The organism is Lacinutrix gracilariae (assembly GCF_042684485.1).
Lineage (GTDB): Bacteria > Bacteroidota > Bacteroidia > Flavobacteriales > Flavobacteriaceae > Oceanihabitans > Oceanihabitans gracilariae.
This window is the reverse complement of record NZ_JBHULM010000011.1, coordinates 18,031-31,574: the sequence shown is the minus strand read 5'-3', so window position 1 is coordinate 31,574 and position 13,544 is coordinate 18,031. Positions and strand designations below refer to the sequence as shown.

The 13,544-nt window shown below is 31.6% G+C and carries 14 protein-coding genes and 5 tRNA genes; 18 read left to right on the top strand and 1 reads right to left on the bottom strand.

The annotated features are described in order from the left end of the window. Positions 1 to 39: 39 nt before the first annotated feature. Positions 40 to 759 carry a 3-ketoacyl-ACP reductase gene (locus ACFSSB_RS07370; protein ID WP_379902622.1) on the bottom strand — a complete coding sequence of 240 codons (720 nt, stop codon included), beginning with the start codon at positions 757 to 759 and terminating at the stop codon, positions 40 to 42. A 259-nt stretch (positions 760 to 1,018) separates the two neighbouring features. On the opposite strand from ACFSSB_RS07370, the gene ACFSSB_RS07365 reads away from it, so the two are divergent. The 18 genes from ACFSSB_RS07365 to nusG all read left to right on the top strand — a co-directional run bounded on the left by ACFSSB_RS07365 (position 1,019) and on the right by nusG (position 13,517). Beyond that, positions 1,019 to 2,296 carry a DUF2851 family protein gene (locus ACFSSB_RS07365; RefSeq protein WP_379902620.1) on the top strand — a complete coding sequence of 426 codons (1,278 nt, stop codon included), beginning with the start codon at positions 1,019 to 1,021 and terminating at the stop codon, positions 2,294 to 2,296. 88 nt (positions 2,297 to 2,384) lie between these two features. Further along, the gene (locus ACFSSB_RS07360) at positions 2,385 to 2,612 is read left to right on the top strand and encodes a PspC domain-containing protein (RefSeq protein ID WP_215967236.1); all 228 of its coding nucleotides are present in this window, start codon (positions 2,385 to 2,387) and stop codon (positions 2,610 to 2,612) included. A 6-nt stretch (positions 2,613 to 2,618) separates the two neighbouring features. Beyond that, a complete protein-coding gene (locus ACFSSB_RS07355) occupies positions 2,619 to 3,641 on the top strand; it encodes a potassium channel family protein (RefSeq protein ID WP_379905663.1) in 1,023 nt (340 codons plus the stop codon). Between the two features lie 90 nt (positions 3,642 to 3,731). Further along, the gene (locus tag ACFSSB_RS07350) at positions 3,732 to 5,348 is read left to right on the top strand and encodes an alanine/glycine:cation symporter family protein (protein ID WP_379902617.1); all 1,617 of its coding nucleotides are present in this window, start codon (positions 3,732 to 3,734) and stop codon (positions 5,346 to 5,348) included. A 12-nt stretch (positions 5,349 to 5,360) separates the two neighbouring features. Continuing rightward, complete coding sequence (locus ACFSSB_RS07345; RefSeq protein ID WP_379902614.1) at positions 5,361 to 6,251, top strand: ComEA family DNA-binding protein; 891 nt, start codon at positions 5,361 to 5,363, stop codon at positions 6,249 to 6,251. 24 nt (positions 6,252 to 6,275) lie between these two features. Beyond that, entirely contained in the window at positions 6,276 to 7,445 is a 1,170-nt protein-coding gene (locus tag ACFSSB_RS07340) for an acyl-CoA dehydrogenase family protein (RefSeq protein WP_379902611.1), read from the top strand. A gap of 250 nt (positions 7,446 to 7,695) precedes the next feature. Further along, the gene (locus tag ACFSSB_RS07335; protein WP_379902608.1) at positions 7,696 to 9,120 is read left to right on the top strand and encodes a carboxypeptidase-like regulatory domain-containing protein; all 1,425 of its coding nucleotides are present in this window, start codon (positions 7,696 to 7,698) and stop codon (positions 9,118 to 9,120) included. A gap of 144 nt (positions 9,121 to 9,264) precedes the next feature. Then, on the top strand, positions 9,265 to 9,459 hold the full coding sequence (gene rpsU / locus ACFSSB_RS07330) for a 30S ribosomal protein S21 (protein WP_379902606.1): 195 nt from the start codon (positions 9,265 to 9,267) through the stop codon (positions 9,457 to 9,459). 134 nt (positions 9,460 to 9,593) lie between these two features. After that, positions 9,594 to 10,484: a tyrosine-type recombinase/integrase gene (locus tag ACFSSB_RS07325; RefSeq protein ID WP_379902603.1), complete on the top strand. Its 891-nt coding sequence runs from the start codon at positions 9,594 to 9,596 to the stop codon at positions 10,482 to 10,484. Between the two features lie 35 nt (positions 10,485 to 10,519). Continuing rightward, the gene (hpf, locus tag ACFSSB_RS07320; protein ID WP_379902600.1) at positions 10,520 to 10,822 is read left to right on the top strand and encodes a ribosome hibernation-promoting factor, HPF/YfiA family; all 303 of its coding nucleotides are present in this window, start codon (positions 10,520 to 10,522) and stop codon (positions 10,820 to 10,822) included. A gap of 117 nt (positions 10,823 to 10,939) precedes the next feature. Next, a tRNA-Thr gene (locus ACFSSB_RS07315) sits at positions 10,940 to 11,013 on the top strand. A 33-nt stretch (positions 11,014 to 11,046) separates the two neighbouring features. Next, a tRNA-Tyr gene (locus tag ACFSSB_RS07310) sits at positions 11,047 to 11,128 on the top strand. Between the two features lie 69 nt (positions 11,129 to 11,197). Beyond that, positions 11,198 to 11,270 (top strand) — tRNA-Gly (locus ACFSSB_RS07305). Positions 11,271 to 11,280: 10 nt separating this feature from the next. Further along, positions 11,281 to 11,352: transfer RNA gene (locus tag ACFSSB_RS07300), tRNA-Thr, on the top strand. 60 nt (positions 11,353 to 11,412) lie between these two features. After that, positions 11,413 to 12,600 carry an elongation factor Tu gene (gene tuf / locus ACFSSB_RS07295; RefSeq protein ID WP_379902597.1) on the top strand — a complete coding sequence of 396 codons (1,188 nt, stop codon included), beginning with the start codon at positions 11,413 to 11,415 and terminating at the stop codon, positions 12,598 to 12,600. A gap of 63 nt (positions 12,601 to 12,663) precedes the next feature. Continuing rightward, a tRNA-Trp gene (locus ACFSSB_RS07290) sits at positions 12,664 to 12,736 on the top strand. 17 nt (positions 12,737 to 12,753) lie between these two features. Continuing rightward, entirely contained in the window at positions 12,754 to 12,951 is a 198-nt protein-coding gene (gene secE / locus ACFSSB_RS07285; protein ID WP_379902594.1) for a preprotein translocase subunit SecE, read from the top strand. Between the two features lie 11 nt (positions 12,952 to 12,962). After that, on the top strand, positions 12,963 to 13,517 hold the full coding sequence (gene nusG / locus ACFSSB_RS07280) for a transcription termination/antitermination protein NusG (RefSeq protein ID WP_379902592.1): 555 nt from the start codon (positions 12,963 to 12,965) through the stop codon (positions 13,515 to 13,517). Positions 13,518 to 13,544: the final 27 nt, after the last annotated feature.

Below are 13,544 nucleotides of genomic sequence, written 5' to 3'. Positions count from 1 at the left end.
GGAGGTTTTTTTATGTGTAAATCTAAATGGGTTTATTTGTTATGGGTTTGTAGACCATAATGAAGCACCTTTTAACATGGCTCTTCTAGGTAGTTTTAATCCAGCAACAATAAGTTCTGCAAAATCCTCAGGTTGTAATACGCTGTCTTCAGAATCTTTACTAGCAATACCAAGTTCTATAGACATATCTGAAGCAATAGTACTGGGTGTTAATGTACAAACACGAATGTTGTTTTTACGTACTTCTTTCATTAAAGACTCCGACATACCAATAACCGCAAATTTAGAAGCAGAATATGCAGATGTAGTAGCGTTTCCTGATAATCCAGCAGTAGAAGAAATATTAAAAATATCTCCTTTGTTTTTTTCTATTAAGTATGGTAAAACCTCTTTGGTAACGTAATACATACCCATTACGTTGGTTTGTATAATTTGACTCCATTGTGTTACGTCCATATCGTTTAAAGTACCAAAAGCAGCAATTCCTGCATTGTTTACTAAAATATCTACAGTACCTAATTTTTCAATGATTGTTTTAATTCCTTCTTTTACTTCGTCATAATTACTAACATCAAAAACAGCATAAGTAGCATCAACGCCTAAGGTTTTTAACTCTGCTACTGTTTCTATTAAAGCAGCTTCAGTTCTACCAGTAATGGCAATGTCAATTCCTTCTTTAGCAAAAGCTATTGCAGTTGCTCTTCCAAGTCCTCTTCCTCCTCCAGTAATTATTGCTTTTTTGTTTTTTAGGTTTTTCATAGGTTGAATTTTGTGTTAAAAGTGTTGTATTTATGTCTACAAAAATAATGATGTATAGCTTGATAAACTAGATAAAAAGTAATTCTTAACAGCAAATTAATATATTTAGCTTAGCAATGCAGTAAGGCAATTTTATAAAGCTAATGTGAATTTAATTTATTTGCTCTCTTGTAGTATTTTTATAAAAAAGGACGCCATCAAATTATTTGTGCTTGCCTTGTTTTTTTGTCATGTAAATTGCATTATGTAAATTAGTTACATGCAAGAAGACTTTTTACATTATATCTGGAAATACAAAAAGTTTGCGCTAAGCAATTTAAAAACAACAGCGCAAGAGCCTGTTGCTATTTTGCAAATGGGTATGCATAACCATAACACAGGACCAGACTTTTTTAATGCACAAATTAAAATAGCAGACCAACTATGGGCTGGTAATGTAGAAATACATATAAAATCTAGCGATTGGTTTTTACATAACCATGAGCAAGATAAAAATTATGATAATGTAATTTTACATGTGGTTTGGCAACACGATACAGAAATTCATAGAAAAGACAATACCGTAATACCAACTTTAGTACTAAAAGATGTAGTTAGTAAAAGTGCATTGCAGAATTACCAAAAACTGTTTAGTAAAAAGCAAAAATGGATTAATTGCGAAAATGATTTTGCATCAGTAAACAGTTTTGTAGTTAGTAACTGGTTAGAGCGTTTGTACTTTGAACGCTTAGAACGAAAATCGGCAGACATTGCACAATTATTACAAAGTAGTAAAAACAATTGGGAAGCAGTGCTTTTTAAAATGCTAGCTAAAAACTTTGGATTAAAAGTAAATGGAGATGCTTTTTTAAGTCTTGCAAGTTCTATAGATTTTAATGTGATACAAAAACTACAAAGTAAGCAGCACAGTTTAGAAGCCTTACTTTTTGGTCAAGCAGATTTGTTGCAACTAGAGGTTCAAGATTTGTATTATCTAGAACTTAAAAAGGAATACCTATTTTTAAAGCAAAAGTTTGGCTTGTCTAGTCAAGCAGTAATACCATTACAATTTTTTAGATTACGTCCACCAAATTTTCCTACTATACGTATTTCGCAATTAGCAAATGTGTATAGTACACATACCAATTTGTTTTCAAAAGTAATACACGCACAAAATAAAGAAGATCTTTATGCTTTGTTTGCAGTGGGCACTTCCTCATATTGGGAAAACCATTTTACTTTTGGTAAAATAAGTAAAGCATCAAAAAAAATAATTACTAAAGCCTTTATAGATTTACTCATTATAAATACCATAGTGCCAATAAAATTTAGCTATGCCAAACAGCAAGGTAAAGACATAGATAGTGTTATTGTTAGTATTATAAATCAAATCTCTTCAGAAAAAAACAGTATTATAACTAAATTTCAAGAGCTTAATCTTGTAGCAACATCAGCCATGCAAAGTCAAGCATTGCTTCAGCTAAAAAAACAATATTGTGAAAAAAATAAATGCTTGCAATGTGCAATAGGCAATGCCTTGTTAACTAGTGTTGCGTAAAAAAGGGAAAAGTTAGGTTTTAGTGTCTAGTTTTTGGAATTTGAATTTTTTCTTAATAAAATTGGTAGTAATTAAGTAAATTGCAGTCATGAACATTTTCTATCGTATTCTTTTATATTTTCAAAAACACGGTTATTATGTGTGCCAACGTATTGCTGATAGATTGGGTATGCGTGCAAAAGTGGTAAGAACTTCATTTATATATTTAACATTTGTAACTTTAGGTTTTGGATTTGCTTTATACTTATTCTTAGCTTTCTGGATGAAAATAAAAGATATTGTATATACAAAACGAACTTCGGTTTTTGACCTATAATATATGATGAATACTTTTGTGAGAATTTTTAGATCTAGAATTTACACTGCAGTAGCTTTATTAGTTCTGTTACTGTTAATAGGTGTAATAGGATTTAAATATGTATCTCAATATTCCTGGATTGATGCCTTGTACATGACAGTTATTACTATTACAACTGTTGGTTTTGGTGAAGTCTATCCGCTAGATCCTGCATCCAAGATATTTACTATGTTATTAATTTTAACTAGTATAATCATTGTAGGTTATGCCTTAACTGTAATTACAGAGTATATTTTAAGCAGAAATAATTTGGAAGAATTAAAACAAAAAAAGATGCAAAAAACCATAGATGCGCTTACCAATCATATAATTATTTGTGGTTATGGAAGAAACGGAAAACAAGCAGCTAAAAAATTACTAGCGTATAATAAGCCATTTGTTGTTATTGAAAAAGATAAAGAGGTTATAGATAAATTTGAAACTTATGAAGTGCCTTTTGTTTTAGGAAACGCAAATGAAGATGAAACCTTATTAGAAGCAGGAATTGAAAGAGCAGAAACCCTAATATCTGCCTTGCCTAATGATGCAGATAATTTATTTGTAGTGCTTTCTGCTAGGCAAATTAACGCAACACTGCGTATAATTAGTAGAGCTTCAGAAGAAACATCATACAAAAAACTAAAATTTGCAGGAGCTAATAATGTTATACTTCCAGACAGAATTGGTGGAGACCACATGGCTTCTTTGGTAGTAGTGCCAGATCTTATAGAATTTATTGATAACTTAAATATTGTAGGTAGTTCTAATATTAATATTGAAGAAATTGCTGTAGAAAAACTATATGATACTAATACAAGTATAAAAACCATAAAAGACCTAGACTTAAGAAAACGAACAGGTTGTAATGTAATTGGCTATAAAAATGGTAAAGGAGAATATATTGTAAATCCCGAAGCCGAACGCAAATTAGAGGCTAATGCTAAGGTGATTGTGCTTGGTAGACCAGAACAAATTAAAGAATTAAATGCTATTTACAACTTGCATTAGTTCCCTATTTTAACAAGTTATGCTTTAAAAAACCATTTATTTTTAGCATATTGCTGACTTAATTCAAAAATTAACTAACTAATACTTATCATGAAGAAATATCTTCTTTCTATTTTTACATTCATTTTACCATTTATAAACTTTGCTCAAGAGAGTACTTCAGAAAAAATTGATTCCATTTTCAAAGATTATACAGGTTGGTTTGTAAATGCTATTTTTTACGAAATACCTTTTTCGGAAAATTTTCAAATTCCTTGGGTATTAATCGTTTTAATAGGAGGAGCATTATTCTTTACTGTATATTTTAAATTTATCAACTTTACTGGTTTTACTACTGCTTTACAAGTGGTAAAAGGGAAATATGAAGACATTGAAAAACATGGTGTAGATACACTTTATGGTGACCAAACACCAGGAGGAGATGTTTTTGAAACTATTAAAAACGAAGGCGCAGATGGTGAGGTTTCTCACTTTCAAGCTTTAACAGCAGCATTATCTGCAACAGTAGGTTTAGGTAATATTGCAGGAGTTGCAGTAGCTTTATCTATTGGAGGTCCAGGAGCTACATTTTGGATGATTATTGCAGGTCTTTTAGGTATGGCTTCTAAATTTGCAGAATGTACTTTAGGTGTAAAATATAGAGATGTTGGTGAAGACGGAACCGTTTATGGTGGACCAATGTATTACTTAACTAAAGGACTTAAAGAAAAAGGAGCAGGAGGTTTAGGTAAAGTACTAGCTGTATTGTTTGCTATTTTTGTAATTGGTGGTTCTTTTGGTGGAGGAAACATGTTTCAAGCAAACCAAGCAGCAGCACAGTTTACAAAACTTTTTGGCTTAACAGGTGATAACGCTGGATTGTATTTTGGTTTAGGTATGGCTGTTTTAGTAGCTATCGTTATTATTGGAGGTATTAAAAGAATTGCTTCGGTTACCGAAAAAATTGTGCCTTTTATGGCAGGTATTTATGTGTTAGCAGCACTTATTATTTTGTTTGCAAACTTTACACTTATTGATGATGCTTTTGCAGCTATTATTAGCGGAGCATTTACTCCTTTAGCAGGTTTAGGTGGTGTAATTGGTGTTATGATACAAGGTATTCGTCGTGGAGCTTTCTCTAATGAAGCAGGTGTAGGATCAGCTGCTATTGCACATGCTGCAGTACGTACTAAGTATCCAGCTTCTGAAGGTATTGTTGCTTTATTAGAGCCTTTTGTAGATACTGTAGTGATTTGTACAATGACTGCTTTAGTAATTGTAATTACTAATTTTGATGGAGGATTTATGGAGTATGGTGTAAAAGCTACAGAAGGTGTAGAACTTACTGCAACAGCTTTTGATACTGTTATTCCTCACTTTTCTATAGTATTAACCATAGCTGTTATTTTATTTGCTTTTAGTACTATGATTTCTTGGTCTTATTACGGTATGCAAGGATGGGTATTCTTATTTGGTAAAGGAAAAATTACAGATTTAGTATATAAATTCTTATTTTTAATATTTGTAGTAGTAGGTGCTTCTATTAGTTTAGGTGCTGTTATTGATTTTTCTGATGCTATGATTTTTGCAATGGTAGTACCAAATATTATTGGTGTAGTAATGCTATCTCCAGTAATTAGAAAAGAATTGAAAAAATACATGAATGCCATTAATAAAAAAGAAGAGGCTATAGAAGACGGAGCAGAAGATCACGTCGAGAAAATGTAAAAAACATATAATATGAATTTAAAATCCCATTTCCAGTTTACAAACAAACAGAGAAATGGGATTTTTCTGTTATTAGCCATAATTGTTACACTACAATGTGTTTATGCTTTTGTTATACCCAAAGTATTTACAAATACTTACAAAGAAGATATAGTTAATCAAAAACTATTAGAAGCGTTTAAAAAGGAGGCAGATTCGCTTCGTAAAGTAGAAATAGAAAAACGTAAGCCAAAAATATATCCTTTTAACCCTAATTATATAACCGATTATAAAGGCTTCACTTTAGGAATGACAAATCAAGAAATTGATAGATTGTTACAATTTAGAGAACAAGGTAAATGGATTAATTCTACCAAACAGTTTCAACAAGTCACTAAGGTTTCCGATTCGCTTTTAAATAAAATCTCTCCATTTTTTAAATTTCCTGAATGGGTTACTAGTGCTAAACCTAAAGCAAAATTTAAATCCAAAAACTATTCCAATACTCCAAAAACCTTTCAGCAAAAAATAGATTTAAACATTGCTTCGGCTAGTCAATTACAATCTGTCAATGGTATAGGTAAAGCACTTTCGGCTAGAATTGTAGCATACAGAAATAAACAACAAGGTTTTATAGCAGATGTCGAGTTGCAAGAAGTGTATGGTTTAAAACCAGAGGTTATCACAAGACTTACAAATGCGTTTACTGTAAAGACGCCAAAAGCAATAACTAAAGTAAGTTTAAATAAGGCAACAAGAGAGGAGTTAGTTACTGTGCCTTATATAGATTATGAGGTTGCGCATCAAATTTTAGAACAAAGAACGCTACGTGAAGGTTTTAATTCTGTTGATGAATTAACAAAAGTAAAAGGCTTTCCTGTTTATAAAATTGATATAATTAAATTATATTTGGCTATTAACTAGAATATAATAAATTCCTTAAGAATTATGAGCAATATGTACTTCACAGAAGAGCATCAATTATTTAGACAAAGTTTACAAGACTTCTTGAAAAAAGAAGTTGTACCACATATAGATAAATGGGAGAAAACAGGAACTGTAGAACGTTTTATCTGGAAGAAATTCGGAGATATGGGGTTCTTTGGTTTGGCATATCCTGAAGCCTATGGAGGATTAAACTTAGATTTATTTTATACTGTAATTTTATTAGAAGAATTACAAAAAGTAAATTCTGGTGGATTTGCAGCTAATATTTGGGCACATACCTATTTAGCAATGACACATGTAAATAAAGAAGGAAGCCATGAAATTAAAGAAAAATACTTAACACCAAGTATTACTGGAGACAAAATAGGTTGCCTTTGTATATCAGAACCTTTTGGAGGGTCTGATGTTGCAGCAATGCGTACTACAGCTGTTAAGCAAGGAGACTCTTATGTAATTAATGGTTCTAAAACATTTATTACTAATGGAGTGTATAGTGATTACTTAGTAGTAGCTGCCAAAACAGATGTAGATGCAGGACATAATGGTATGAGTATTTTTATTATGGATAGAGATACACCAGGAATTTCTGCAACCAAATTAGATAAACTAGGATGGAGAGCAAGTGATACTGCAGAAATAGCTTTTGATAATGTTACCATTCCTGCAAGTAATTTAATGGGTGAAGAAGGAAAAGGTTTTCCGTATATCATGCAGCATTTTGCTTTAGAGCGCTTAATTATGGGTATTAATGCACATGCTCGAGCAGAATATGCCTTAGAGTATGCTAGACAGTATATGAGTGAACGTATGGCTTTTGGAAAAACAATAGATAAGTTTCAAGCATTACGTCATAGCTTTGTAGACCTTTATGCAGATATGGAAATGTGTAGAGAGTATAACTATATGGTTGCAAATAGATTAAATAATGGAGAATATGTGGTAAAAGAAGCTACAATCTCTAAATTGAAATCTACAAAAATGGCAGATGAAGTAGCTTACCAATGTGTGCAGTTTTTAGGAGGCTATGGCTATATGGAAGAATATCCAATGGCACGACTTTTGCGTGATAGTAGACTAGGACCTATTGGTGGAGGAACAAGCGAAATACTTCGTGAAATTATTGCAAAGATGGTGATTGACAAAAAAGAGTATAAGCCAGCAGCAAAATAAAATAATTAGCTTTTTGGCGAAAATCAATACAATGGTTTTCGTCAAAATAGCTTCTATTAATAAAACATAAGCCATTAGTAAGCCAAAAGCTTCGTGTTTTAACGAATAGAACATGAAATTTTAGGGATTACTACTAAAATGTTTTTTCTTTATGCAATAACTGGAATTTTAGAAGTTTTAAAATCAATACTAATTTCTATTCCAAACCGTTAATCTATCAAAACCGTTCTAGACTTATTAAACTTATACTATGCAATTTAAAAACATCAAACAACTAGTTGTTGTAATATTACTTTTTTTAGGATTTACTAGTTATGCACAAACCGAACTTAAAAATACAGTTTTAGATACATTAGATTCTTTTCCTATAGCAAGTGCAAGTGTGTATATCAAAAACACTACCATTGGTACAGTAACTAATATTGATGGTAATTTTGTATTACAAGTGCCTAAAAAACATGAAAAGGATACCTTAATAATTTCTTCTATTGGGTATTCTACTTATAAAACACCTATACAAGATTTTGATGGTACAACACCTATCTTTTTATCTGAAGAGCAAGCATCATTAGATGAGGTAGTTTTAATAGCAGAACCTAGACCAAAAACAGGTAATGAAATTGTAGTAAAAGCAATTCAAAAATTAGAACGAAACCTTCCAGACTCTTCTTACATTCAAAAAGGGTTTTTAAGACATAAAGAACGAAATAAAAATGAGTTTAAGTGGCTAATAGAAAGTGCTATTTCTGTTTATGATTCTGGTTATGCCGTTAGTAGTGCCGACTATTTAAAAATAAATGTAGACCAAGTAAGAAAAAGTTATGATCTGCGTGATGTAGATAGTATTTTCTCTTATGCAGCATATAAAAACCAAAATTCGAGTAAAAAATTAAAGCCAAAAGATATAAGAAGAAGATCTGTTTCTAAAGAACAATTAGTAAAAGCTATTAAGTGGAACGATACTAGAGTAAACGGATTAGAAAATCTTTTTCAAGGAAAACTAAATTTACTGCGTAATGCAAATAACGCAAAAGCACTATTTGGGGATGATATTTTAAAAACACATCAATTTAAGTTAGATACTATACTTGTAGATAATGAACGTAAATTATATAAAATTAAAATTGAAGGCGCTAAAGAGTTTGTAGGTTTAGATACTAAAGGAATATTTAACGAAGGCTATCAACCTGAAGGTTGGCTATATATTTATTATGATAATTATGCATTTAAAAAAATAGAATATAATCTAGTAGCAGCTTCAGATGCTCAAAAAGTAAGAAGTAAAAGACTTTTTGATACACAAACCAATCATAAACTGGTAATAACATATATGGAGTATAAAAATAAAATGTACCCTAACTATATTTACTATGAAACTCCTAAGTTGGTAAATGTAGGTTTAAAACCAACTTCAAAAATTTCCAAAGAAGAAGAAGCGCGTTATAACAAAGAAGAACGTTACTACTATACAGTACAAGAAATTTTATTCTCAGAAATAATTTTAGATAAAGACGAAATTGCAACAATGCAAAACCAAAAATGGGACCCAGATATCTTTGCTCCAAAACCATATAATAAAGAATTCTGGAAAAGCTATAACGTATTATTAGAAAGCGAAGAAGATGAGCAGCTTATTCTAGATCTTAGTAGAAAGGCATCTTTGTTTGAACAATAATGCAGGTACTCTTCGTTAATTACAAACATCAATAAGACAAGTAAACTAAAATAAAAGTAAAAATATTAACTTTTGTTTTTTAATCTTAAATTCCTGACTATATTTGCAGCCTTAAAAAATCTAAAAGAGAGGAGGTTAAGAACTATGTTAAGAATTCCAGTAAACGAAGGAGAAAATATAGAAAGAGCGTTAAAACGTTATAAACGAAAGTTTGTTAAAACTACAGTTAAAAATCAACTGCAAGAACGTAAGCAATATACAAAACCTTCTATAGCACGTAGAGCACAAGTGCAAAAAGCACAATACGTTCAAGGTTTAAGAGATTTAGAAAATATTTAATATTCTATAAATACACCATATAAAATCCTATTGGCTACTAGCTAATAGGATTTTTTTTGCTTTAAAAATTAAATCCAATAAAACTTTAGTACATTTAACTATTAACTATTAACTATTAACTATTAACTGTAATAATGCCATTTCAATCCTTTCTAGACTATCTTCTGTTAGAAAAAAACTATTCTAAGCTAACGATAAAGGCTTATGCAAAAGACTTGTCAGACTTCTTAATATTCAATACAGACCAATTTGATCAAGAAGGTATAGAAGATGTTAACTATACACAAATAAGAAGTTGGATTGTTTCTATGGTAGAAAAAGAAATTTCAAACCGAAGTATAAATCGAAAAATTTCAGCATTAAACACCTATTATAGGTTTTTACTTAAAATAGGAGAAATTGAAAGTAATCCGTTAGCAAAGCACAGAGCATTAAAAACAAGTAAAAAAATACAGGTACCATTTTCAGAAGCAGAAATAACTATTGTTTTAGATGAACTTAACTTTCAAGAAGATTTTAATGGAATAAGAGATAAGTTAATTATAGAGTTGTTTTATTCTACAGGAATAAGAAGAATAGAATTAGTAGAGTTAAAACTAAATGATATAGATGTTTCAAACAATACATTAAAAGTATTAGGTAAACGCAATAAAGAAAGATATGTACCATTATTACAATCTGTAATAGAAACCATCAAAAAATATAAAGAAGTAAGAAATCAACTAGAAGAAATAACCGATAAAGACTATTTGTTTTTAACACAAAAAGGAGTTAAAATTTATGAAACACTTGTTTACCGTGTAATAAATGAGTATTTTAGTTTGGCATCTACTAAGGTAAAAAAGAGTCCGCATATACTAAGGCATTCATTTGCAACTCATTTACTAAATCAAGGTGCAGACCTAAATGCTGTTAAAGAATTACTTGGTCATACTAGTTTAGCTGCAACGCAAGTTTATACACATAATAGTATAGCAGAATTAAAAAAAGTGTATCTAAACACACATCCAAGAAGTAAAAAATAATGGCATAAATGTTTAACCAATAATAAATTAGAAGTATGAAAGTAAACATGCAATCCGTCAACTTCAATGCAGATCAAAAACTATTAGACTTTATCCAAAAACGAATGGATAAGCTAGATACCTTTTATGATAAAATAATAAAATCCGATGTTTTTTTAAAAGTTGAAAACACAAGTGATAAAGAAAATAAAATATTTGAAGCACGAGTAAGTGTTCCTGGAGATAGCTTTGTTGTAAAAAAACAATGTAAGTCCTTTGAAGAGGGGGCTGATATAGCAATTGCTTCGTTAGAAAGACAGTTGAAAAAGCGAAAAGAAAAGCTAAGATCTTACTCTTGATAAAAATATTTAAAAAAATATTTAAAAAATGTTTTGAATAATTAAATAAATATATACATTTGCAGTCCGTTAGAAATAGCGGGCTTTTTTTATAGCCATCGTGGCATAGAAAAAAAAGCCGATGTAGCTCAGCTGGCTAGAGCAGCTGATTTGTAATCAGCAGGTCGTGGGTTCGAGTCCCTCCATCGGCTCAAGTTCTTTAATAGAGTGAAATATTTATAATTGGGGAGATACTCAAGCGGCCAACGAGGACAGACTGTAACTCTGTTGTTTTTAACTTCGCAGGTTCGAATCCTGCTCTCCCCACTTTTTATTACTAAGCCAGTATGTGGTTTTAAGAAGTGTAATTGTAAATGTTTAGAATTTTAAATAATTGCGAGAGTAGCTCAGTTGGTAGAGCGTCAGCCTTCCAAGCTGAATGTCGCCGGTTCGAACCCGGTCTCTCGCTCTAATATTTAGCCGGTGTAGCTCAGGGGTAGAGCGTTTCCTTGGTAAGGAAGAGGTCACGGGTTCAATTCCCGTCATTGGCTCTTTAAAGCAGTAAAAGAATAATTGAACAATAATATAAATAAGATTAAAATAAATTAAACATGGCAAAGGCAACTTTCGATCGTTCAAAACCACACTTAAATATTGGTACTATTGGACACGTAGATCACGGTAAAACAACTTTAACTGCTGCTATTACTAAAGTATTAGCTGATGCAGGTTTTTCAGAAGCAAGATCATTTGATCAAATTGATAACGCACCTGAAGAAAAAGAAAGAGGTATCACAATTAATACTTCTCACGTAGAATATCAAACTGAAAATCGTCACTATGCACACGTAGATTGTCCAGGTCACGCCGATTATGTAAAGAACATGGTTACTGGTGCTGCGCAAATGGATGGTGCTATTTTAGTTGTAGCTGCGACTGATGGTCCTATGCCACAAACTCGTGAACATATCTTATTAGGTCGTCAAGTAGGAATTCCTCGTATCGTTGTTTTCTTAAACAAAGTAGATATGGTTGATGATGAAGAGCTTTTAGAATTAGTAGACATGGAAGTTAGAGATTTATTAAACTTCTACGAATACGATGGTGATAATGGACCTGTTGTATCTGGATCTGCTTTAGGAGCACTTAACGGTGAGAAAAAATGGGTAGATACTGTATTAGAATTAATGGCGCAAGTTGATGCTTGGATTCAAGAGCCAACTCGTGAGGTTGATAAAGACTTCTTAATGCCAATTGAAGATGTATTTTCAATTACTGGTCGTGGTACTGTAGCAACTGGTCGTATTGAGACTGGTATCGCTAACACTGGAGATCCTGTTGAAATCATTGGTATGGGGGCTGAGAAATTAACATCTACTATTACTGGTATCGAAATGTTCCGTCAAATATTAGATAGAGGTGAAGCTGGAGATAATGCTGGTATCTTATTAAGAGGTATTGAGAAATCTCAAATTTCTAGAGGTATGGTAATCTGTAAACCTGGATCTGTAACACCACACTCTAAATTTAAGGCTGAGGTTTATATCCTTAAAAAAGAAGAAGGTGGACGTCACACTCCATTCCATAATAACTACCGTCCACAGTTCTACGTACGTACAACTGATGTAACTGGAAACATTGCGCTTCCTGATGGAGTAGAAATGGTTATGCCTGGTGATAACTTAACTATTACTGTTGAGTTAATTCAACCAATTGCAATGAATGTTGGTCTTCGTTTCGCTATCCGTGAAGGAGGAAGAACAGTAGGAGCAGGTCAAGTAACTGAGATTTTAGACTAATTATTAGTTTATAAATAAAAAGTTAAGGTGTTCCGTTTTGGCGGAACGCCTTGACTTATATTTACGGGTTTAGCTCAGTTGGTAGAGCACTGGTCTCCAAAACCAGGTGTCGGGAGTTCGAGTCTCTCAACCCGTGCAAATACAAATATTATAATGGCAGGAATTGTAAATTATATAAAAGAATCATTTGAAGAATTGAAAAACAATGTGAGCTGGCCTACTTGGTCAGAAACACAAAGTTTAACTATTCTTGTAGCTGTGTTTTCTATTATTTTCTCATTAGCAATCTGGGGAATAGATACAGTTTTTAGTAAAGTTATTGGGTATTATTTTAATTTAATAAACGGATAATTTTAATATTTATGTCTGAAGGAATTGAGAAAAAGTGGTATGTTGTTAGAGCTGTAAGTGGTCAAGAAAACAAAATCAAAGCGTATATAGAGAATGAAATAGCTCGTTTAGGCTTACAAGATTATGTAGATCAAGTACTAGTTCCTACAGAAAAAGTGATTCAAATACGTAATGGTAAAAAGATAAGTAAAGAAAAAGTTTACTTTCCTGGATACATTATGGTTCAGGCTAATTTAAGTGGAGAGATTCCTCATATTATTAAATCTGTAACTAACGTTATTGGTTTTTTAGGGGAAACAAAAGGAGGAGAGCCTGTGCCGTTAAGACAATCTGAAGTTAACAGAATGTTAGGTAAGGTAGATGAATTAGAAGTAGATACAGACGTAAACGTTGCTATACCTTATACAATAGGAGAAACGGTAAAAGTTATAGACGGACCATTTAATGGTTTTGATGGAAGTATCGAAAAAATTAACGAAGAAAAACGTAAACTTGAAGTGATGGTAAAGATTTTTGGAAGAAAAACACCATTAGAATTAAGTTATATGCAAGTAGAAAAAGTATAATAATTGTTACATAAAGATAGATGTTTC